The following is a 20,770-nucleotide window of genomic DNA, read 5'->3' as shown; positions in this document are numbered from 1 at the left end:
GTTTCCTCTGACTGGCGTCCTTGTTGTTGTTTTTGGAGCGGACGCGTTACATCGATTGAAAGTGTTGCCTCATTCGTTCGGGGTCCGGTTCAACTCCGGTGAACAGATGGAAGGCTCCAACGGCTTGGAAGACGGCCATTCCGCCGCCGCCCATGGTGCGGCAGCCGAGGCCACGCGCTGTCCGCAGCAGTTCGGTCTCAAGGGGAAAGTAAATGATGTCGGCAACCCAGAGAGAGGGATGCAAAAGCTGCGCGGACAACGGCATCCCGGGATACTTCGCCATGCCGACCGGCGTGGTATTGACCACTCCGTCCGCCCCCGACAGGGCCTGTTGGAGATTGGCTTCCGGGATCGCGCGCTCCGAACCGAAGCGTGCACATAATTCAGTCGCAAGCCACTCGGCGCGGCTTGCATCCGTATCGACGATGCGGAGCTGACCTGCTCCGAGAGTCAGCAAGGCGTGAGCCACGGCGGCACCGGCACCGCCGGCCCCGAACTGGATGACCCGATCGCGGGCGACGTCTGCCAATTCACGCTTGAAGCTCTCGGCAAAGCCCCACCAATCGGTGTTGCAGCCAATGCTGCGTCCGTCGCGGAACACAACGGTGTTGACCGCCCCGAGCGCCTGGGCGTCGGGCGTCAGCTCATCGAGCAGAGGAATAACCGCCTGTTTGCAGGGATAGGTGATGTTCAACCCGGCGAAGCCCATCCGCCGAGCGGCGGTGACGAGCTCGGGCAGAGCGTCCGGTCCGATCCGAAGCTCGTCGAGATCGATCAGTCTATAAATGTACCTGAGGCCCTGCTCTGCCCCCTCGCGCTCATGCATGGCCGGCGTGCGGGAGGCCTGGATGCCAGATCCGATCAGACCGACGAGGACGGACTTGGCGTCGGCGTATTTCGCTGCACCGCTCAGACCGGCAGCCCCGGCGCTAGGAGCCTCTGCAGGCTGGAAACAGACACCGCCTGCGTGAAGCAAGGAGTCAGCGTGTCGGATGCCTTCAGCGGGCATGACCATGACGTCCCTCTCGGTAATCCGACGCGCAGTCGGAGCGGTTTCCTATTGTTGCCCGGCATCGAGGCATTTCTCTGCTCGATCGCTTGCATCCGGCGGGCAGCGACATTAATGTACGAACTAGTTCGTATAGTCAACAGGGGTGGTTTGTGTTTTTTAACTGCGCCTCTACGCCTTTAGGCGAGCAAAGCTTGCGCTCCCTGTTGAATGAGCACCCGGGAGCTTTCACGTTGACGTCTGATCCGCCTTGCTCACGAAGCGGGTTCGTGCTGAGCCATTGCTCGGAGAAGATTCAGGTAATGAGAGGCTTGCTATGACTGGATGTGAAGGATGTCCCCGCTATGCATGACGTTAAACCCTCCCGAAACGTCACCAAGCGGTCGACTTCCGGCCGTGGCGGTTACGATCCTGAACTGACCCGGCAGAACATCCTGGCGGTTGCAACCAGGGAATTCGCTGAGAAAGGTTATAGCGGAGCACGGGTGGATGAGATCGCCGCCCAGACGAACACCAGCAAGCGGATGATCTATTATTACTTCGAGGATAAAGAGGGATTGTTCGTTGCGGTGCTCGAAGAGGCCTACCGGCGCATCAGGCAGATCGAGGCGACGCTAGATCTGGCCGATCTGGAGCCGGAGGCCGCAATCCGGGCCCTTGTGGGCTTCACATTCGATTATCAGAACTCGAATGAAGACTTCATTCGCCTCGTGATGGTCGAGAATATTCACCAAGGGGTTCATCTTGCACGCTCGAGAGCGATCCAGGACTTGAACGTCTCCGTGATCAACACATTGCGCGAGATCTACGAGCGAGGCGTTTCGGATGGCGTCTTCCGGGAGGGTATTGATGAAATCGATCTGCACATGACGATCAGCGCCTTGTGCTTCTTCAATGTCTCCAATCGTGCAACTTTCTCTCAGATCTTCAAGACGGATATGTCGTCCCAGGAGATGCTGGCCAAACGGCGGGAAACCGTAATTGATACGGTTATCCGCTATTTGAAGAAGTGATGCTGACGCGAGACAGAAGCGCTGCGTATCGTTGGCGGCGAGCTGTGCGACGCGCTTCGAGCGCTTCGTCAACAACCTTAGACATTCCAGCCGCAAGCTGAACGAATAACTGAAGCCATGAACGTGCGCGGGTTGCCGTGCTGTCGCGGGGTAGGTCTTCGGTATGGAAATGAACATCGGCCATGAGTCGATCTTTCTCGGAGAGAACGTGACCTCAGGCGTTTCCTTCTTTGTATTTCTGCAAAATATGGGCCGCCTCGTCTCTGCGCACCAGGGGAAACGCGACATAGTTCACCCGCAGTATACGCATATCAAAGACAGACGGGGCTTCATCACATGCACCGAGCGCAATCTGCTGGGAGACCTGCGCTGGGATGTATTCCTCCGACGGAGGCCTCGCGCTATCGGAGGTGATCAGGACAACTGTCGAGAGCAGACTGGCGAGCCGGCGTTCTCGGCGGAAGGGAAAACCTGAAACGGACTCACGCAACAGCAACAGGAAAGTCATTATGAGCCGCACCGTCTACGTCCTGAATGGCCCCAACCTCAACCTTCTCGGGAAGCGCCAACCTGCAATCTATGGGTATGAAACCTTAGCGGATGTGGAGGCGGATTGCCGCCGCGTTGGCGATGAACTTAAGCTCGAGATCGAGTTTTACCAAAGCAACGCTGAGCATCAGATCATTGATTGGATCCACGAAGCACGGGAGCGAGCCGGTGGCATCGTGATCAACCCGGCGGCATTCACCCATACGTCTGTCGCGATCCTCGATGCTCTGAATGCCTGCGAGTTCCCGATCATTGAGGTGCATATCTCGAATGTGCACAAGCGCGAGGCCTTCCGGCATCATTCCTACGTCTCAACCGTTGCCTCCGGGGTGATCGCTGGCTTTGGCACCCAGGGTTATCAATTGGCTCTTCAACGGCTTGCACGCCTCATCGATGAGAGCCAGCAATAGCTTCAGCTCCAATGACGTCTGCGAGGGTGCGATCAATGCCGGCGTTGGTCAGCAGGAATTAGGCAGACTTGGCGCGGTAATGGAATTGTGCCTTCGAGGCGCCGACAATGAACGCCGGCGCCTCGATTGACAGTCGGAGACGATAGAAACGTCATGACTACTGTTTGGTCGAGCGAATTCTCTCCAACTCCGACATCATCTCTGCCGCGCCGGCTGCCCAAATTCGACGGTGAACTTCTCCCGCACGGCCTTGGTCTTCTCCCTCAGCTTTGCCACTTCAGCATCGGGCAATGTCGAGAATTCCACCCCCCTTGGATTTGAGCTCGTCGAGAGCAGTCAGTTCAAACGCCCGAATGATCTTACGCTCAAAGTCCTGGGCTTCCTTAGCAGCTTCGGTGATGAGTGCCTGCTCGTCCGGTGTGAGCCGATCCCAGAAGCGCTTGCTCAAAAGGAAAGCCCAAACACTGTAGATGTGGTTGGACTGAACTGCGTATTTCTGCACCTCGTAGAATTTCGATGCGAGAATGGTGGCGAGCGGATTCTCCTGACCATCGATGGTCTTGGTCTCAAGAGCAGTGTAAACCTCCGCGAACGGCATCGGCACCGCATTGGCTCCGAGTTCCCGGAATGTGTCGATGAACAGCGGGTTTTGAATGACTCGTAGCTTGAGGCCTGCAAAATCCTCAGCTTTGGTGATCGGCCTTCGGCTGTTGGTGACCTGGCGAAAGCCATTCTCCCAGAACCCGAACCCGATCAAAGCCTTATCGGGAAGCTTGGCCATGAGCTTCTGTCCAAACGGGCCTCCAAGAGGGCATCGGCACCCTCGCCTTCAACAGCATGAGCGGCGTCGGCCGGGGCGGCACCGACACGCTCACGGGCGTGAAGGATGCCGATTACACGCCGCCGTTCCCATTGACCGCCAAGCTGGAGAGACCGACGATCAAGGTGACCGGCCCAAGCTATCTGCGGAGGACATCAAGAAGCGCGAGAGTGCTGAGGCAACGGCGGTGGATGGCAAGCTGCTGACGCGAGTGCAAGCCGGGCCACAATAGAGAGGCCCGCCATTCCGAAGCTCATTGATGCCCGAGCATGACGGTCAAGACGACTCCGCCGCTGATCAGGGCATGTCGGCCTGACTCTTCGCTGACCGCCAGCCGTACGCAGCTTGGCGCCAGAGCCGTTCCAGAACCAATGCAAAGCCCACTTCCGCCGACGGCAGATCTCTTTGGACAGAGTGCTTCTCAGGCCGCCCTGTTCTTGAGCGCACCGATGAGGGCGGTCAGGATGGCGCCACCGGCACCGCCGCTGATGAGGTTGGCGACAACTCCGCCGACGCTGAAGTTCCCGCTGGCAAGCGATGCGCCGATCGCCGGCATGGCAAGGGTTACGATCTGTCCGAGAACGCCACCGCCGACAGCACCGGCGATGAGGTTTCCTGCAGTACCCATGTCGAAGGTCGGTGATGCCTTCCCAGCCGCTCCGCCGCCCACCGCGCCTGCGAATAGATTGATCAGAATCTGTTCCATTTGCGCCTCCTGCGAGCCATCAACGTCTCGCCGATTGATTGACGGCCTGGCCGTCGAGCAACCCGTAGGTGCGTTCGAGGAGTGACATTCTGGTTTTGGTGCGATCAGCTCATCGTACCGATAGATGCCCATCGCAGGAATACCGGCATGTTCATTACGCTTACCGAAGACTGGTAGCCCGTGCTGCCGAATGTCCGATCACCATCCGTGATGTCGTACTGCCTTGGCCTCGAACCGTCATCAACCTGAAACGACACTACAATGACCAAGCTTTGCTTGCTTGACCGCTTGAGACAGTGATTTATCACTTTGAGGCGGAAAGTGGCGGCAGAACAAACAGCTCAGGTCGCTCAGCGACAGGTACGACGCCGTCGAGACCGATTAAACGCCGATGGCGGCCTTCACCTTCTCGGCTCGGAAGGGAATGTCGTAGAGCCGCCGTCCCGTCGCGTGCCGGATGGCATTTGCGATGGCCGCCGGTGTCGGTCCCTGCGCTGCCTCGCCCGTTCCGAGGAACGGCTCGCCCGGCCGCTCCATGACCCGCACATCGATGCTTGCGGGCACGGAGCCGAACCGCATGATCGGATAGCTCGACCAATCCGTGCTGGTGATCCCGGATTCATCGAACGTGACTGTCTCGTAGAGGGTCCAACTCGCGGCTTGGATAATACCGCCTTCCGTCTGGTTGCGGATGCCGTCCGGATTGACGATCTCGCCGCTGTCGATGGCGGCCACGACGCGAAGGATGCGGCAGCGCCCTGTCTCACGCTCCACCTCGATCTCGAGGGCCATGGCGAGATAGGCGGCTAGGTTCTTGTAACGGGCGAACGCGAAGCCTCTTCCGCGATCGTCAGGCAACCGGTCCCGGGACCAGCCGAAACCATCAGCAGCCGCCTCGATGACCGCCCGCCCCCTCGGATCGTCCATATGACGAAGGCGGAACTCGACCGGATCGGCATTCGCCGTAAGCGCAAGTTCGTCCATCGCGCTCTCGATGGCAAACACATTGGCGTAGGCGCCGAGCGCCCTCAAGGCCGATACCCGCAGCGGCATCTCCGGCAGGAAGTGCCAGATCACGCGCATGTTGGGGATCGTGTAGAGCGGCACCGCATTGCGGTCGCCGTTCCCTGACGGACTGATGCTGAGTTTCGCCGGGGGAGCCTTGAACGCCGCCGGCAGCGATTGCGCCGCGATGAGCGAGCCGGCGGGACCAGGGCGCGTGCTGTGCGTGTTGCTCCACAGGTCGTAGTTCCACTCGGCGATCCTGCCCGATTGATCAAGCGAGGCGCGCACCTCGGTCAGCATGGCAGGCCCATAGGGCTCCCAGACATGCTCCTGCTCCCGCATCCATTGCAGGCGCACGGGACGGCCGGGCACCGCCTGAGCGATGAGCGCCGCATCCGCCGCCGCATCGTCGGCTCCGTTATGGCCGTAGCATCCCGACCCTTCCACATGCACCACGTGTACTTGCTCCGCGGGGACGCCGAGCATTTCCGCGATCGCCGCGCGATCCGGAAAGACACCCTGCGTGTGGCTCCAGATCCTGGTAGTGCCGCTCTCAAGAAGCGCCACTGCGCAGGAGGGTCCGATGGAGCCGTGGATCTGATAGGGACGTGTGAAGGTGGCCTGGAACGACTGGGCCGATGCAGCACCGGGTTGGCCGCGCTCGGCGACCACGCCCTGCTGTGCCGGTCGGGTCTTCAGAGATTGGATGAACTCGGAAGGGTTCGGAAATTTCATCCCCTCCGACCATTGCGCTGCGGTCTCCAGCAAGCGCATTGCCTGGATCGCCTGGAATTCGCGCTCGGCCACCACGGCCAGAAAGCTGCCGTTGCGCACCACGGCGACGACGCCTGGGAACCGCTCGACGGCGGACGGATCCAAGGCGGTAAGCGTCGCGCCGGGACGTGGCGGACGCACGACGCGGGCGTGAACCATGCCTGGCAGACGCATGTCCTGAACATAGATCGGAGTGCCCGTGACCTTGGCGGGAATGTCGACCCGCTTCATAGGCTTGCCCATGATGCGGAAGCTGCCCGGCGTCTTGAGGCGCGATTGCGGCCTGGCCTCCACATGCATGATCTCTGTCGATACCAGAGAGCCGTAATCGAGCGTCTGGCCATCGGAACGGATCACCTTTCCGTTCTCGGCCCGAAGCTGATCGGCGGGAATCTGCCATTGGGCCGCGGCTTGGCCGATCAGGAGTTCGCGCACCTGCGCGGCCGCATGGCGGATCGCGGTGCCGCTATTCTGGATCGACTGGCTTCCGGCCGTATAGCCCTCGTTCGGTGTCTGCCCCGTATCCGCCGTGACCAGGCGGATGGCCGTCGGATCGACTTCCAGTTCCTCCGCTGCGATCTGGAGGATCGCGGTCTTGACGCCCTGGCCGAGTTCCGCCTTGCCGGTGAACACGGAGATCGCGCCATCGGCATCAATCCGGATCCATGCGTCGAGCCAAGGATCGTCGGCCAGGCTCCCCGGCAGCTTCGGCTTCGGCTGGGGTGGCGCGGCGCCCTGCACCTCGCCTTCCTGCGCAAATGCCTGCGACAGGAGAGCGAAGCTGACGACGATGGATCCTCCTCCGGCGATCACGCTGCGGCGTGTGGGCCTCTTCCGATCAGGACGGGTCATCATGAGGCACCTCCGCTCTGGGGATTCTGGCGCATGATTTCGCCGGCCCGCATCACAGCCTTGATGATGCGCATATGCGTGCCGCAACGGCAGAGATTGGGCTCAAGATGCGCGCGGATCGCGGCCTCGTTGGCCGAGGGATCAGCCTGCAGCAGCGCCTGCGCACGCATCATCATGCCGGGGATACAATAGCCGCATTGAGCGGCCTGCTCCTCGATGAAAGCCTGCTGCATCGGGCCCGGCTTTTCGAGCGTTCCCAAGCCCTCGACGGTCGTGACGCGGCGTCCCTCCAGCAGCAGGACCGGCGTGACGCAGGACAGCACGGCCTCGCCATCCACCATCACCGTGCACGAGCCGCATTGCCCGATGCCGCAGCCGTATTTTGCTCCGTTCAGCTCCAGGTGATCGCGCAGAACGTAGAGCAGCGGAGTTTCGGGATCGGCTTCGACCTGCTGGGTCCTTCCATTGACGGTGAGGGTCACGGCCATGGTGCTGTCCTCATGCTGGTTTCCGGCGGAGCATGCGTCGTGCCGTCCATACGGTAGACGGGCACCTTGCGTTCGCCCCTCAGGGTCGATGACACCCGCTCCCGCGTGTCGGTCCAGGCGGGCTGCCTGCTGAAGCGCTCGCGCATGTAATCAAGCAATGCCACAAGCTGGTTCTCGTTGAGAACACCACGATAGGCCGGCATCATCGCGCTCGGCTCGCCTCTGGCCGCGGGCAGGCCGTAGAGGGTGACATTGATGATGTTCTGAGCGTTCGGAGCGTTGACGGCTGTGCTGAGATGGAGGTTGAGCCCACCGAAGGGCGGCGGCCGACGGCCGTCGTGGCAACCCTGGCAGGCGCTGACGAAGATCGCCTCTCCTGCGCCGTTGCCCGTCTCGCCGGTTCTCCTCAATGGCGCCGCCTCGCGTTCCTGACGGGCGGCTGCGAGTGCGGCCTCGCCCTGCGCTAGGCGCTCCTTACTCGGACGGCCCATCACCTCGGCCACATAGGCTGCGATGGCCTTCACATCGGCCTCCGAAGCCGCACCGAGATTGGCGGTCACCGGCGCCATCGGGCCACGCGAGACGCCGTGCCGATCATGCCAGCCGTGGCGCAGATAGAATGCAAGGCTCTCCGCATCCCAAGGCAGAGGTGCCGGCGAGCCTGAATCGATGGCATAGGCCGTCCAATTCTCGATCTCGGCACCGGCGAAATGCTGGTCCGAGATTTCCGCTCCCAGCCGATTGCGCGGCGTATGGCAGGCCCCGCAATGGCCGAGGCCCTCCGCGAGGTAGCGCCCGCGGTTCCACTCCGCAGGCCGGCCGGGTTCGGGCAGATAAGGCCCCTCGCGGAAAAACAGCGCCTTCCAGCCTGCCAGGAGCATTCTCACATTGAAGGGGAAAGGCAGCTGATTTGCAGGCGATTTCGCCGATACGGATTTTCGGGTCATTAGGAAGGCATAGAGAGCTCGGTTATCCTCATCCGAAACAAGCGTGAAGTGGTCGTAAGGAAAGGCCGGGTAGAGATGCCGTCCCTCCCGGTCGACGCCCTTGCGCATGGCGCGGGAAAACGCCTCCTCCGACCAGCGCCCGATCCCGGTCTCGGGATCGGGCGTGATGTTGGTCGAATAGATCGTGCCGAAGGGCGTCGGGATGCCAAGCCCGCCGGCGAATGCTTCGCCGTTCGGAGCCGTATGGCAGACATTGCAATTGCCGATCGCGGCAAGCTCCGCGCCGCGGGCCAAGAGTTTGGCATCCAAACTGGCCTTGGCCGGAGGATCGATGGGATCGAGCCTGGAATGCCAAGCGTAGCCGATGAAAGCTGCCGTCCCTATGGCCAGGATGACGACCAGCCCCAAGACGATACGCAACAGCGTCACCGACGCCGTCTCCTGGTCATGGAACTGGCCTGCCTGACCATATCGCAATGAGCATCCTGGCCCTTCATCACCGTCTCCCTGTTTAGAGCCGATACGATCTCACAAGGCATTGGTTCCGACAGTTGCGTTGTTTTGCAAAAAACTGCCGACGCCGATTGGCCAGAGCATTTTTCGGCGAAGTGGATCCGGTTCGCCATAAAAAATGCGGCAAAGCAAAGAAGAGAGCTGATTCCACGGAAGTGGAACCGGCTCTAGCTGTTTATCTCTTCGCAGCCGAGACGAGCCAAAGTAGTGTCGATCCAGGACCGGTCGGGCTGCCCTGCTTCGATAGCAGCCATGGCAGCAATCTCGCTTTGAAACTTCGCTTGCGCGGCAGCGAGTACGGCTGGAGCGTCAGAAGCCGGAATTGTCACGAGGCCGTCCCAATCCCCGAGGATGAGGTCGCCGGGTCCCACGGACATACCGCCGATGACGATGCCGAAACCGATCTCGCCGGGACCATCCTTGTACGGACCGCGATGGGTGATGCCAGCCGCAAAGACGGGAAGATCCTGGGACTGAATGGCTTTGATGTCGCGCACGGCTCCATCTATGACGAAGCCCCCCAGTCCGCGCTTCGTTGCATGCGCGAGCATCAGCTCGCCGAAGAGCGCGTTGGTAAGATCCCCGCCTCCGTCGACCACGATGACGTCGCCCGGTTCGGCCATGTCGATCGCCTTGTGAATCATCAAGTTGTCACCCGGCTTGCAACGCACAGTCAGGGCTGGTCCCGCAAGCGATCCCTGCCGATGCATGGGGCGGAGGGTGGGACCGGCTGCCGTCAGCCGCGCCATGCAGTCACTTACATTCGCGACCGGCAGTTCTCGGAAAGCATCGACGAGCTGCTGCGAGACCCGGGTAACCGTTTTCCGATATCTGAATCCGACTGCCATGATGTCACCACTATGCCGCATTGGCGGCCGCGCGATAGCGCGACAGGAGCCCGCCCATCTTGACCGATCCGGGCAGGGGATGGCCTACGATGCGCTCTGCAAGTTCGGCGGCGGCCACGAGACGCTCGAGATCGAGGCCCGTGTCGATGCCCATCTCCTCGCACATGAAGGCAAAGTCCTCGGTGCAGAGATTGCCGGCTGCTCCTTTGTGAGCTGCAAAGGGACAACCGCCGAGCCCGCCAATCGAGGCATCGAAGTCGTCGACCCCCATCTGCAGTCCCGCAAGAGCATTGGCGAGCGCGAGCCCGCGGGTGTCATGCAGGTGAAGAGAGATTCGAACATCGGGATAGCGTGACCGAATGGCGCCGACAGCGGAGCGGATTGCCTTCGGCGTTGCCCAGGCCATGGTATCGGACAGGCCGAGCGTCTCGATCCTGACACCGAGCTCATCCGCAAGGTCGAAAACGTCTCGAACGGTCGCCATCAGGCGTTCGAGCGGGATCTCTCCCTCGAAATTGCAACCGAATGCGGCGTTGACCCCGCCTGCATCGACAGGAATGCCCTCGGACTGAAGCAGACGGACCATATCGCAGCGAGCTTGGCGCTGGCCGTCCGGCGTGGCATTCTGGTTGCGGGCGAGGAATGCTGCCGATGCGGTCAGGCTGATGCTCCCGCGAATGTGAAGGCGCCCCGTGGCAAGTGCGCGCCGCAGTCCCTGCTCGTTGAGGAAAAGGCCGGTGTAACGGACGTCCGACCGCATGCGCACGAGCCGTACGACCTCCTCGGCATCCGCCATGCTCGGCACGCGTTTGGGATGCACGAAGGATGTGACCTGAATTTCCTTCAGCCCCGTTTCGGAGAGGGCATCGACGAGCTCGACCTTTTGGCCGGTCGCGATTGTGGCACTCTCGATCTGAAAGCCTTCGCGCGGCCCATCCTCGTTGATCGTCACTCGGCTCGGCAAGTCGCTCATGGCTATCTCCTCAACGCCCCGTCCAGCGCGGTTGGCGCTTCTCCACAAAGGCTCGGACCCCCTCCTCCCGGTCTGCACTGAGATAAGGATTGGGGCCGACATCCAGGCGAAGGGCCGATGCGATCGGCATGTCCCATCCCTTGACGGAGACATGCTTGTAGCGGCGCAGGGTCAGCGGCGCGTTGCAAACGATTCTGTTGATCAGCGCGTCAGCGCGAGCGGCGAGCTCGTCCTTCGGGACGACGGCGTTGACCAGTCCCCAGCGTGCCGCCTCATCCGCGGTAATCGGGTCGCCCGTGTAAAGCATCTCCATGGCGATCGCGCGGGGCAGGATGCGGGGTAGCAGCGTCGATCCGAAATTGGCACCCATGCCTCGCTTCGCTTCGGGCAGACCGAGCTTCACATGGCTTGCTGCGATACGAAGATCGCAGGCCATAGCCAGTTCGAACCCACCGCCGTAGGCGCCACCGTTCAGGATTGCGATTGTCGGCTTGTAGGTCTCAAGGACTGTCTCATAAAGGTTTCTGTAAGCGCCGGTCATCGGCACGACGATGGACTTGTTCGCCCTTGCCGTCTCATCCTTCTCCTTAAGATCGCCTCCGGCGCAGAATGCCTGATCGCCCGTGCCGGTGAGAGTGACGAGCCAGACATCGTCGTTGACCGCAGCATCGGCGAAGGCCTCGATCAAACCACGCCGCACATCCCGTCCGATGGCGTTACGCCTGTCGGGGCGATCGATGGTGATGCGTGCCACGTGATCCTTGATTTCGTATCGGACGAAGGGATTATCCTGCGACGCAGGAGCTGGCTTGGTAGTATCGAGCATGGGAGGCCTCAGGAATGGTGGGATTCGGCAGCGGATTCAAACACGCAGAGGGCATCGAGCGGCCAAACGCCTCCCCCGCGCGGCAGTATCTTGACTGGATTGAGATCGAGTTCCTGGATGGCGTCGCCGAACCGCTCTACGGCACCGGCCGCATCGACGACGAACTGCTCAAATGCCTCACGATCGAGAGGCGGGCCGCCGCGAAACCCCTCGACCAAGGAGCCGAGCGGGCCGCTGTCGATGGCCCGCGCCACGGCTTCACGGGTCACGGGCAGGATCAGGTGGCGGACCGCTGCCGGTCCAAAGAGTTCGGCCATAGCACCGCCTGGTCCCAAGATGGCGACCGGCCCGAACTCTGCATCCCTGGTGAAGCCGACGATCGCCTCGACGCCTCCGGCAACGAAGGATCCGACGAGGAAGCCGTCCAGCTCGATGCCGGACAGATTTGCCAACCGCGCCTGCAGTCTCTCCCAAGCTGCTGAAAGCTCCTCTTGATTGCCAAGTGCGACCTCGACGAGACCAAGTTCGCTCTTATGCCAGATCCCATGGCCCGATGCCTTGAACACGACCGGGTACCCAATCTCGGCAGCTGCCGCCCGCGCCTCGGCGAGCGTCGAAACGAGATGCTCAGAAGGAAAGTTCAATCCCATCTCGGAGAGCAGGCGCTTGCTGCGGTATTCGGATTGAGTTCCCTCAGGAACAGCTATGGGACCGGCATGCGAACTCACCTTCGCTTCATCGGCTGGCGTTTCGACCGGCATCATGGCGCGTGCCACAGCGACCGCATCGAGTGTGGACGAGCAGATCGGAACGCCATTCGACTCCAGGATCAATCGCTCATCGTCGAACAGCGGCGCAGGCGACAGATAGATCACCGGGAGGTCCGGCTGAGCCCGGGTTGCGCCGACCACGGCGTCAGCCAGCTGGGCACGCTTTGCCGGGGTCGACATCGGTGTTCCGAAGACGACCAGTACCGCTGCCGACGGATCGGCCGCAAGCGCGGCGACATTGGCGATGTAGTGGTCGCGGCCACCAAGCCCGAGATCAAAAGGGTTGAGAATCTGTGCCGCGCCGAAGCGGAGCTGTCCGCTGATCGTGGACACGGTCTCATCGGCCAGGCGCGGCACTTCGATCCCTGCCGCATCGCTGAGGAGATCAGCCAGAATGATGGCTCCGCCACCCGACGTGCTCGACGCAACGACGCCTCCCCTGCCGCGAACACGCCCCTTCGAGATCAAGGCGCAGGTCAAGGCCATGCATTCGACGGTGGGTGCGCTGCGTATGCCCGAGGCGGCAAAGACGGCGTCATAGACCTGCCGCTTTCCCGAAAGGTGAGACGAGTGCGCGAGCGTCGCCTCGCTGCCAAGGGCGGAGTTGCCAAGCTTCAGCGCGACGATCTGCTTACCCGCCCGGCGGGCCTCCCCGACCGCATCGAGGAACGCGCGCCCGTCACCGACATGGTCCAGGATCAGCGCGATCACCGAGGTCTCCGGATCGCCAGCAAGATAGCGGATGAAATCCGAGAGGCCGAGATCGAGTTCGCTGCCTGCCGAAACATATCGACTGAGGCCGCAACCGGAGGCTTCGAGCATCGAAACGAATGGGGCGACCAATGCCCCGCTGTGAGAGACCAGCGCGACGCTTCCGGGCTTCAGGCGGCGCCCGTGGATCGCATTATAACCCAGGGCGAGCGAGTTGGGCGTACTGTAGGTGCCATTGCAGACGGGTCCTACGATACGCACGCCCGTCCGCCGGCTGGCCGCAAGCAGCTCATGGGAAAGCTTGCGGCCGGCCTCGGTCCCGAGCTCAGCGAAGCCGCCCACCGCCATGACGGCAACCTTCGCTCCCTTTGCCGCAACCTCGTCGACAACCTGCGGACACTGAGCCGCAGGGATCGTGACGAAGGCAACATCGATCTCGCCGGGAATCTCCGCGACGCTGCGATAGACCGGTGCATCGCCGACGGCTTCGCCACGACGATTGACAGCGATGATCTGGCCTGAATAGCCGACTTTCGACACGTTGCGGATCGGCTGTCCGGAGCTCTTCTCCGGATCGGCGCTCGCACCGACGAATGCGATCGTCGAGGGTTCCATCAATGCTTCGATGGCATCGATGGCGGATCGCCCGCGAAGAAATTGCTGCACTGAAGAATCCATGTTCGGTAGCTACCCCTGAGTTGTATGTGGGATCGGCAAGCAGCCGAGATCGCTAAGCGACTCGCATGCGATCAGCCAAGCCGATAGGCCGCCTTCCAGCGGGCGATGAATTCCTTATACCCGCTGGTCAGCTTCGGATCGTAATCGACGAGCGCGACGTTGGAGGGGCCGATCTCCTGCGAGACCGAGGCGAATGTTCGCGTGCCACCGACATCCTCAGGCTGGATGGAATTGCGGAAAGGTCCAACGCCACCTTTACCCCAGCCGATCTGCCCTTCCCGGTTCATCACCGAATCGATGAGCAACCTTGCACTCATCGGACTCTTCGTTGCCTTCATCGCGGCAACGCCGCGAAGCATGACGGGATTGCCGTCGCTGATGAGGCTTGCACCCAGCAGGCGCGCTCGCGCCGGATCACGCATTGCCTCGGCAGTCGACGTGGGAGCGCAGAAGAACGAGATTGCATACTCACCGGTCGTGACCTTCTCCACCATGGGACCCGAGCCACGCTCCACCCGCGTGATCGGCCCCAACTCATCGAACCACGCCCAAGCCTTCTCGCCATGATGCTTCACGAATGCGAAATTGATCCCGTATCCATATGAGCCCGTGGCTGCGCTATAGGTCGTCATCCGATTCCGGAAGATCGCAGGATTCGCTTTGGCCTTCGCCACAAGGTCGGCAAACGAGGTCGGTACCAGTTCGGCCGGCAGGACCGCCTTGTTCCACAGAAAGAGCAACGGATCGCAGCCGAAGGTATGAAGACCCTGAATCGGACTGGAGCCGGACGGGAAAGCTGCGAGTTCCGGCGAGGAATAGGGAAGGATCTCGTTGCGATCATGCAAGGTCAGCCAGCCGTCGGGCGTATGTGCGATAATGTCGGCGGTGCGGCTGCCGCTCGAGCGCTCTGCAATGTAGCGCTCTGTGATCTCGCTGCTGCCAAGTTCCAGTGTCTCGACCTTGATCCACGGATACCGGCGCGTGAAGTCCGCGAGCGCGCCGTTCCATACTTGTTGGCTCAGTCCGGAATAGATCAGCAGGCCCGGCTCACCGCGTGAGCCCTCAATCGCCTGCTGCAGCGGGATTTCGTTGCTCGCACCTTGTGCCGGCCTTGCGGATAACAGCGCGAGACCCGCCGCGCCGGTCAGAAATGTCCTTCTGTCCATCTTGCTACCTCCCACCAATGACTTCAATGCCGCACCGCCGACCGTGGACGAGACGCGCCCCGCTCGAACACCAGACAGCTGGATGCGGGAACCCAGACATGAACCTCAGACTGCTCCAGCACATACGGACCATCGATCCGCAGCAGCGTCTGCGCGATTGAGATCTCGTGCTGATACCGCCCGCCGAGATAGCTTCGTGACACGACCCGCCCATGAAGGGCCGTGCCTGCCTCGTCCGGCGCAGGAGCGCCGGACGCGAGAATCGACAGGCGATCCGGCCGTATCGCAACCGTCACCGGAGCACCCACAGGGATCCGAGTGGTGCCGGCGACCGCAATCTCGCTGTCGCCTGCAATTCTCACCCGTCCTGTCGCACCGCCGGACGTCAGCTCTCCGTCGAAGAAGCTTGAGGTCCCGATGAAGTCCGCGACGAACGGATTGGCCGGCGCTTCATAGATTTCCTTCGGTGTGCCGATCTGCATCACACGGCCGCCATCCATCAGGACGATGCGGTCGCTCAGCGACATCGCCTCCACCTGATCGTGGGTCACATAGATCGTCGTCAGCCTCAGTTGCTCCTTCAACTGAAGAAGCCAGCTTCGGGCACGATCTCGCAATTTGGCGTCAAGGTTCGACAGAGGTTCGTCGAGAAGCAGCACCGCCGGTCGGTAGACGAGCGTGCGAGCCAGAGCGACGCGCTGCTGTTGACCGCCCGACAGCTGGTGCGGATATCGATCGGCGAGATGTGTCATCTCCACGAGGGCCAGCACTTCATCGACCCGGCGCTTCCGCTCCTTGCGCTCCAGCTTGCGCAGCTTCAGAGGGAAATCGACGTTCTGCGCCACCGTCATGTGCGGCCACAGGGCATAGGATTGGAACACCAAGCCGCAATTGCGTGCCTCCGGTTCGACGAAACGGCTGCTTTCTCCGTCGAAGAAGATGTTCTGCCCAGCCCGAATCAGGCCTGCCGTCGGCATGTCCAATCCGGCAATGGCAGCGAGAGTCGTCGACTTGCCGCAGCCGGACGGGCCGAGCAGGGAAACGAACTCGCCGTCGGCCACCGTGAAGCTGACGCCGTCGATTGCGCGAACGGCGCCGAATTCCTTGGTCAATCTGGAGACTACGAGTTCAGCCATAGATCTTCACTCCCAGAAGTTTGCGGATGCCGTAGATGAAGGCGACGGTGACAGCGATCTGGATCGTGGAAAGAGCCGCCACACGGCCCATGTCGCCGGCAACCCAGAACTGCAGCAACGTGGTGCCGATGACCTCGCTGCCGGGTGCGAACAGAAACACGGCAGCCGAGTATTCCTTGAAGAAATGAATGAACATGAGGGCGAAGGATGAGAACAGGGCAGGACGTATCAGCGGAAGAATGACCAACCGAACCGTCGTCCACCAATCCGCACCGGTGGTCCGGGCGCTCCTGTCCATATCCGTGGAAATCTGCACCAGTGCAGGTGAGATCGCCCCATAGCCGGTCGGGATGTAACGCATCGTATAGGCGACCATGAGCACGAAGATCGTGTTTCGCAGCCAGCCCAGCGGCGGCAGGAGAACCAACGCGTAGAAGAAACCGATGCCAACAACCAAGCCTGGAATCGAGCGCGGTATCATCGCTACGTATTCCAGCTTGTCAGCGGCAGGAAACTTCGAGCGCCGCGCGACGAGTGCTATCATCGCCACGAAGAAGGTTGCGCCGAAACCGCCTACCACGGAGATGATGATCGTATTGACGATCGAACGGACATAGGCCGGGAACGAGATGATGTCGTGGAAGTGGCTGAGGGTGAACAACGTCCAGAAGGGGACGAATGGCGATAGGAACGACACGCCTGCCCGCAGGAAGAGGACGGCGGTCGGCAGGATCACGAACAGGACGACATAGACGCTTACGAAGGCAAGAGCCCAGAGCCGCCAGCGACCGAGCGCCAAGGTCTTGGGACGGCTCGCCTTGCCGCCGACGGTAACGTATCGCTGCGAATTGCGGAGCAGCCTGTTCTGCAGAAACACCAGCAGCATGACGATCGCGAGAAGGATCAGCGCTCCAGCTGCTACGAGTCCGTAATTCGGCTTCGGGGTCGAGATGCCCTGGGTGTAGAGGAGCGTCGTGAAAAAACCGATGCGCGCAGGCTCGCCGAAAATCAGTGGAATCGACAGCATCTCGAGCGCGATCGTGAAATTGAGCAGGCTGCTATAGAGGATGGAAGGCATCAGGAGCGGAAGGGTCACACTTCGTAACGTCCGCCATGGGCCGGCGCCGCAGCTACGTGCGGCATCCTCGAGCTGGGGATTGGAAAGCGCCGTCGAGCCGAGGCCGTAGAGCATGGCCAACGGCATCTGGGAAATTCCCGCGACGATCGACATTCCCGTGATGGAGTAGAGCGTCCACGGCGCTTCGCCGAACTGGCTCTGCACCCACAAAGTAACGAAGCCTGAGGGCCCATAGACCATGAACCAGCCAAAGCCGAGCACAAGGCTCGAAATATAAAGAGGCCAGATCAGGAGTTCGGCGAAGAACGACTTGAACGGCAAGTCGGTTCGGCCGATGAGAATCGCAAAGGTCGTCCCAAGAACCTGCGCGATGATTGTTGTCGCAGCTGCAAAGACGAGCGTGTTCTGCGCAACACTCCAGAAGTTCGGACTTTGCAGAAGATCCGTCAGATTGGCGAGGGTGAATTGCTGACCGTCGTCGTAGAGCGGCCGGTCGATCAGAGCCTGATAGAAAATCGGCAGAATGGGGGCAAAGACAAGGATTACGGTCGCGGCGACAACCGCAGACTGAATTGCCGTGCTACGTGTGATGTAGCGTGAAACACCTGTACTCTCTCGGGCAAGTGTGGGAAGCGCATCAGCTTCGGTTCGCATCATGTCGGGGATCCTCAATGGAAAATGGCCCCGGGCAGTTGTGAATGCCCGGGTCAGCGGCTGGCATCAGCCAATGCCATAAGCTTTTCTCCAGCGAGCGATGAAGCTGTTGTAATTGGTCTCCACCCCGGCATCGTATCCGACCGGAATGATGTTCGCTTCGCCGACTTGCTTCACGACCTCGGTATAGGTGTATGCGCCACCGACATCGGCTGCGCTCACGTCGGGGCGAACGGGCGTGCGTTGTCCCTTTGCAAGCCCCTTCTGCCCTTCCAGGGAGCACATCACGTCAACCATGAGGCGAGCGGCGTTGGGGTTTGAGGCACCTTTCATGACACCGACACTGCGTGTCATCATCGGCGTCCCATCGGCGATGAAGCTCCAACCGATGACCTTCGCGCGAGCGGGGTCGCGTAAGGCATTCCACGGAGATCCGGAGCCGCTGAGATAAGCCATGGCGTATTCGCCCGTCGTCACTTTCTCGAACATCGGCCCGGAGGATCTCTCAAGGCGGGTCATAGGACCGATTTCCTCGTACCAGCGCCAGGCCTTCTCACCATGATGCTTGGCGAAGGCATAGTTCATCGTATAACCATAGGCCCCGGTGTCGGCTCCGTAAGTGGTGATGCGCTTGTTGAAGACCTGAGGGTTGGCCTTCACCTTGGCGACGAAGTCCTCGAAGCTCTTGGGCACCAAGTTTTCGGGCAGCACCGCCTTGTTCCAGACGAAGAGGACAGGGTCGATCGCGAAGGTGTAGAGCCCCGGCGATGGAAGCGACCAGGGCGCCAGATGTGCGCGCTCGGGTGAGGCGTAATCGACAAGTTCGCCGCGACGCTGGGGTTCGATGAAGCCTTCGGGACCTGTTGCGAGCAGATCGGCCGTCGCAGAGTTGCTGCCGCGCTCTGCGAGATAGCGCTCCGTAATCTCGGAAGTGCCTAGATCCAACGTCTCTACACGGATGGTCGGATAAAGCTCCCGGAAGCGCGCAACGACGCCCGACCACTGGTCTGTCGTCATGCTGGAATAGATGAGGAGACGCCCCTCTTTCTTGGCAGCCTCGACGATCTTTGCGTAGTCGGCCGGATAGTAGCCGGGAAAAGCCGCGTTTTGCGCCCGAGCGGAACCTGCAGCGAGAATTGCTGCCCCGGTTCCAAGCATGAAAGCCCTGCGATCCATCTCTTTTCCTCCTTGATCGTTTCGTTTCCCTGATATATTCCATTATTTGGATTTTTATCCATTATATGGATTATGATGGCTTGACGACGACGCGTCAAGCGTTCAGCTAGGCTTTCGGTAGAAACTTGCGGGCGAGCATTTCGCGCCGTGAGAGCGGTGTTTGTTAGAGGGAACCATGGGAGACCATCGTCAGACGGGCGTCGGAGTGCTTGACAAGGTGATGGCCGTGCTCGCCACGTTCGAAGCCGACAAGGCTCTACAAACACCGAAGGATATTGCTGAGGCGCTCGATCTCCCCGTCCCGACCGCCTATCGCCTGATGCAGGCGATGGCGCATCACAAACTCCTCGAACCTGAAGGCCGCGCCTTCCGCCTGGGTGTGCGGCTTGCAACGCTGGGGCTGCGCGCGACGCGCGAGCTCGACATCGTCAAGCTCGCCCTTCCTCATCTCAGGGAACTGGCCGATCAAACGGGTGAGAACAGCCATCTCAACGTCCGTCGCGATATCGTCCGTGTCGTTGTCGCCTTTGTCGCGGGGTCGCGCAATGTGCGCCCCTTCTCTGCGGTCGGCGAAGTCCTTCCCTTGGGCATCGGTGCGTCGGGTCAGGTCCTGCTTGCGTGGTTGGAGCCGGCGGAAGCACGGCGGATCGCAATCGAAAGCTTCGCCCGTTTCCACATCGACCGCTCCACTGACGATCTTGCCGACAGGCTTCGCCTGGTGCGAGATGCCGGCGTTGCGATCAGTCGCGGCGACAGGCATCCCGATGTGGCCGCCATAGCCGCACCCGTTCGCAACGCCGACGGCGAGGTGGTCGGATCGCTGTCGTCCGTCGCGCCGCGCTCACGCTATGGTCAGTCTCAGATTAGGGACGCGACATTGCTCGTGCTGGAGGCCGCCGCGAAAGTGTCCGCGAAGCTCGGTTTCGCTGCAGGGCGCGAGCATCACGCCTCGATACACGGTCATATGCGATGACGTGCGCAGCATCGCCCCCTCCCTACGATCCCGCCGCAGACGGATGGATCCGCCATGTCGACGATGGGTTTATAGAATGGGTCGGGCCGATCTGGGAGAAACGTGACGAAAGCGGACTGCGATTCGGCTTCCTTGCCGATGCGAGACACCGCAACCGGAGCGGGGTCGTCCAAGGCGGCATGCTCGCCACGCTTGCCGACAGAGCGATGGGCGTCACGGCTCGCGGTGGAGAAGACCATCGACAGGCAACAATCCAATTGAGCCTTGCCTATGTGGCATCTGCGGCCATTGGCGAATTCGTCGAGGCGCGGTGCGAAATCATACGAAGAACGAGATCCGTCATTTTCATGAGCGCAACACTCGCCTCCAATGGAAGGATTGTCGCCACGGCGAGTGGCGTTTGGAAAATCAAAGGACGCTAGCAGCAGCTGGGACGAGCAATTAGGGCACTGGGTCTGCCAAACGCTCTGACGACGTGATCGACACCGGGGGGTCCACAACTTCGCCTTTGGGTCACCGCAGCTGAAATGAAGGTCTGTCAACTATCTCGCAGACCGCGCCGCTTGAACGGTGCATGCCAGACAAAGCCTCCTCCAGGGTAGGAGGAGGCTTTGCCCTTCTTAAGCCGCCATCGCCTTCTTGAGGTTCTCGTCGATCTTGTCGAGGAAGCCGGTGGTGGAGAGCCACTTCTGCTC

At 61.2% G+C, this 20,770-nt stretch carries 18 protein-coding genes and 1 pseudogene; 4 read left to right on the top strand and 15 right to left on the bottom strand.

The genetic code is table 11. The features are described 5' to 3' along the window. Nucleotides 1–46: 46 nt before the first annotated feature. Nucleotides 47–1,015: a shikimate dehydrogenase gene (locus JKL46_RS28630; RefSeq protein ID WP_246529590.1), complete on the bottom strand. Its 969-nt coding sequence runs from the start codon at nucleotides 1,013–1,015 to the stop codon at nucleotides 47–49. Nucleotides 1,016–1,353: 338 nt separating this feature from the next. Here JKL46_RS28630 and JKL46_RS28625 point away from each other — a divergent pair, with 338 nt between their 5' ends. Continuing rightward, the gene (locus JKL46_RS28625) at nucleotides 1,354–2,022 is read left to right on the top strand and encodes a TetR/AcrR family transcriptional regulator (protein WP_201840043.1); all 669 of its coding nucleotides are present in this window, start codon (nucleotides 1,354–1,356) and stop codon (nucleotides 2,020–2,022) included. Nucleotides 2,023–2,236: 214 nt separating this feature from the next. Here JKL46_RS28625 and JKL46_RS28620 read toward each other — a convergent pair whose 3' ends face one another. Then, entirely contained in the window at nucleotides 2,237–2,530 is a 294-nt protein-coding gene (locus JKL46_RS28620) for a hypothetical protein (protein ID WP_201840040.1), read from the bottom strand. Nucleotide 2,531: 1 nt separating this feature from the next. Here JKL46_RS28620 and aroQ point away from each other — a divergent pair, with 1 nt between their 5' ends. Further along, entirely contained in the window at nucleotides 2,532–2,981 is a 450-nt protein-coding gene (gene aroQ, locus JKL46_RS28615; RefSeq protein ID WP_201840025.1) for a type II 3-dehydroquinate dehydratase, read from the top strand. A 277-nt stretch (nucleotides 2,982–3,258) separates the two neighbouring features. Here aroQ and JKL46_RS28610 read toward each other — a convergent pair. The 13 genes and pseudogenes from JKL46_RS28610 to JKL46_RS28550 form a co-directional block, all read right to left on the bottom strand. Then, a pseudogene (locus JKL46_RS28610) lies at nucleotides 3,259–3,777 on the bottom strand (DctP family TRAP transporter solute-binding subunit); the annotation flags it as partial. 445 nt (nucleotides 3,778–4,222) lie between these two features. Then, on the bottom strand, nucleotides 4,223–4,507 hold the full coding sequence (locus tag JKL46_RS28605) for a hypothetical protein (protein WP_201840019.1): 285 nt from the start codon (nucleotides 4,505–4,507) through the stop codon (nucleotides 4,223–4,225). 381 nt (nucleotides 4,508–4,888) lie between these two features. Next, the gene (locus JKL46_RS28600) at nucleotides 4,889–7,138 is read right to left on the bottom strand and encodes a xanthine dehydrogenase family protein molybdopterin-binding subunit (protein ID WP_201840060.1); all 2,250 of its coding nucleotides are present in this window, start codon (nucleotides 7,136–7,138) and stop codon (nucleotides 4,889–4,891) included. Further along, nucleotides 7,138–7,626 (bottom strand): (2Fe-2S)-binding protein, encoded by a 489-nt coding sequence (locus JKL46_RS28595; RefSeq protein ID WP_201840017.1) that lies wholly within the window; start codon nucleotides 7,624–7,626, stop codon nucleotides 7,138–7,140. Before JKL46_RS28595 ends, JKL46_RS28600 begins: the two co-directional genes overlap by 1 nt. After that, nucleotides 7,617–9,002, bottom strand: coding sequence for a c-type cytochrome (locus JKL46_RS28590; protein WP_201840014.1), 1,386 nt, complete (start codon nucleotides 9,000–9,002; stop codon nucleotides 7,617–7,619). Before JKL46_RS28590 ends, JKL46_RS28595 begins: the two co-directional genes overlap by 10 nt. A 251-nt stretch (nucleotides 9,003–9,253) precedes the next feature. Further along, entirely contained in the window at nucleotides 9,254–9,934 is a 681-nt protein-coding gene (locus JKL46_RS28585; RefSeq protein ID WP_201840011.1) for an RraA family protein, read from the bottom strand. Nucleotides 9,935–9,944: 10 nt separating this feature from the next. After that, nucleotides 9,945–10,907 carry a hydroxymethylglutaryl-CoA lyase gene (locus JKL46_RS28580; protein ID WP_201840008.1) on the bottom strand — a complete coding sequence of 321 codons (963 nt, stop codon included), beginning with the start codon at nucleotides 10,905–10,907 and terminating at the stop codon, nucleotides 9,945–9,947. A 10-nt stretch (nucleotides 10,908–10,917) separates the two neighbouring features. Then, nucleotides 10,918–11,733: an enoyl-CoA hydratase/isomerase family protein gene (locus JKL46_RS28575; protein WP_201840006.1), complete on the bottom strand. Its 816-nt coding sequence runs from the start codon at nucleotides 11,731–11,733 to the stop codon at nucleotides 10,918–10,920. An 8-nt stretch (nucleotides 11,734–11,741) separates the two neighbouring features. Continuing rightward, nucleotides 11,742–13,880: an acetate--CoA ligase family protein gene (locus JKL46_RS28570; protein ID WP_201840003.1), complete on the bottom strand. Its 2,139-nt coding sequence runs from the start codon at nucleotides 13,878–13,880 to the stop codon at nucleotides 11,742–11,744. 83 nt (nucleotides 13,881–13,963) lie between these two features. Beyond that, the gene (locus JKL46_RS28565; protein ID WP_201840000.1) at nucleotides 13,964–15,058 is read right to left on the bottom strand and encodes an ABC transporter substrate-binding protein; all 1,095 of its coding nucleotides are present in this window, start codon (nucleotides 15,056–15,058) and stop codon (nucleotides 13,964–13,966) included. 23 nt (nucleotides 15,059–15,081) lie between these two features. Beyond that, a complete protein-coding gene (locus tag JKL46_RS28560) occupies nucleotides 15,082–16,194 on the bottom strand; it encodes an ABC transporter ATP-binding protein (RefSeq protein WP_201839985.1) in 1,113 nt (370 codons plus the stop codon). Continuing rightward, entirely contained in the window at nucleotides 16,187–17,929 is a 1,743-nt protein-coding gene (locus JKL46_RS28555; RefSeq protein WP_201839982.1) for an ABC transporter permease, read from the bottom strand. The genes JKL46_RS28560 and JKL46_RS28555 overlap by 8 nt, the downstream gene beginning before the upstream one ends. A gap of 63 nt (nucleotides 17,930–17,992) precedes the next feature. Next, entirely contained in the window at nucleotides 17,993–19,102 is a 1,110-nt protein-coding gene (locus JKL46_RS28550; protein ID WP_201839979.1) for an ABC transporter substrate-binding protein, read from the bottom strand. Nucleotides 19,103–19,277: 175 nt separating this feature from the next. Between JKL46_RS28550 and JKL46_RS28545 the strand changes: the two genes are divergently transcribed. Both JKL46_RS28545 and JKL46_RS36435 read left to right on the top strand, forming a co-directional pair. Beyond that, nucleotides 19,278–20,075, top strand: a complete 798-nt coding sequence (locus JKL46_RS28545; RefSeq protein WP_201839976.1) for an IclR family transcriptional regulator — start codon at nucleotides 19,278–19,280, stop codon at nucleotides 20,073–20,075. Next, nucleotides 20,072–20,497, top strand: a complete 426-nt coding sequence (locus JKL46_RS36435; protein ID WP_201839973.1) for a PaaI family thioesterase — start codon at nucleotides 20,072–20,074, stop codon at nucleotides 20,495–20,497. Before JKL46_RS28545 ends, JKL46_RS36435 begins: the two co-directional genes overlap by 4 nt. The last annotated feature ends 273 nt before the right edge of the window (nucleotides 20,498–20,770 follow it).

It is taken from the genome of Microvirga zambiensis WSM3693, from assembly GCF_016735695.1.
In the GTDB taxonomy this organism is placed as follows: domain Bacteria; phylum Pseudomonadota; class Alphaproteobacteria; order Rhizobiales; family Beijerinckiaceae; genus Microvirga; species Microvirga zambiensis.
The sequence above is the reverse complement of the archived record's forward strand: the minus strand, read 5'-3'. Positions and strand labels throughout refer to the sequence as shown.

Excerpts from the sequence above, each read along its gene's own strand:
- JKL46_RS28630 (WP_246529590.1), bottom strand. The coding sequence starts at position 1,015 with ATGGTCATGCCCGCTGAAGGCATCCGACACGCTGACTCCTTGCTTCAC.
- JKL46_RS28625 (WP_201840043.1), top strand. The coding sequence starts at position 1,354 with ATGCATGACGTTAAACCCTCCCGAAACGTCACCAAGCGGTCGACTTCC.
- JKL46_RS28620 (WP_201840040.1), bottom strand. The coding sequence starts at position 2,530 with ATGACTTTCCTGTTGCTGTTGCGTGAGTCCGTTTCAGGTTTTCCCTTC.
- aroQ (WP_201840025.1), top strand. The coding sequence starts at position 2,532 with ATGAGCCGCACCGTCTACGTCCTGAATGGCCCCAACCTCAACCTTCTC.
- JKL46_RS28605 (WP_201840019.1), bottom strand. The coding sequence starts at position 4,507 with ATGGAACAGATTCTGATCAATCTATTCGCAGGCGCGGTGGGCGGCGGA.
- JKL46_RS28600 (WP_201840060.1), bottom strand. The coding sequence starts at position 7,138 with ATGACCCGTCCTGATCGGAAGAGGCCCACACGCCGCAGCGTGATCGCC.
- JKL46_RS28595 (WP_201840017.1), bottom strand. The coding sequence starts at position 7,626 with ATGGCCGTGACCCTCACCGTCAATGGAAGGACCCAGCAGGTCGAAGCC.
- JKL46_RS28585 (WP_201840011.1), bottom strand. The coding sequence starts at position 9,934 with ATGGCAGTCGGATTCAGATATCGGAAAACGGTTACCCGGGTCTCGCAG.
- JKL46_RS28580 (WP_201840008.1), bottom strand. The coding sequence starts at position 10,907 with ATGAGCGACTTGCCGAGCCGAGTGACGATCAACGAGGATGGGCCGCGC.
- JKL46_RS28575 (WP_201840006.1), bottom strand. The coding sequence starts at position 11,733 with ATGCTCGATACTACCAAGCCAGCTCCTGCGTCGCAGGATAATCCCTTC.
- JKL46_RS28565 (WP_201840000.1), bottom strand. The coding sequence starts at position 15,058 with ATGGACAGAAGGACATTTCTGACCGGCGCGGCGGGTCTCGCGCTGTTA.
- JKL46_RS28560 (WP_201839985.1), bottom strand. The coding sequence starts at position 16,194 with ATGGCTGAACTCGTAGTCTCCAGATTGACCAAGGAATTCGGCGCCGTT.
- JKL46_RS28555 (WP_201839982.1), bottom strand. The coding sequence starts at position 17,929 with ATGATGCGAACCGAAGCTGATGCGCTTCCCACACTTGCCCGAGAGAGT.
- JKL46_RS28550 (WP_201839979.1), bottom strand. The coding sequence starts at position 19,102 with ATGGATCGCAGGGCTTTCATGCTTGGAACCGGGGCAGCAATTCTCGCT.
- JKL46_RS28545 (WP_201839976.1), top strand. The coding sequence starts at position 19,278 with ATGGGAGACCATCGTCAGACGGGCGTCGGAGTGCTTGACAAGGTGATG.
- JKL46_RS36435 (WP_201839973.1), top strand. The coding sequence starts at position 20,072 with ATGACGTGCGCAGCATCGCCCCCTCCCTACGATCCCGCCGCAGACGGA.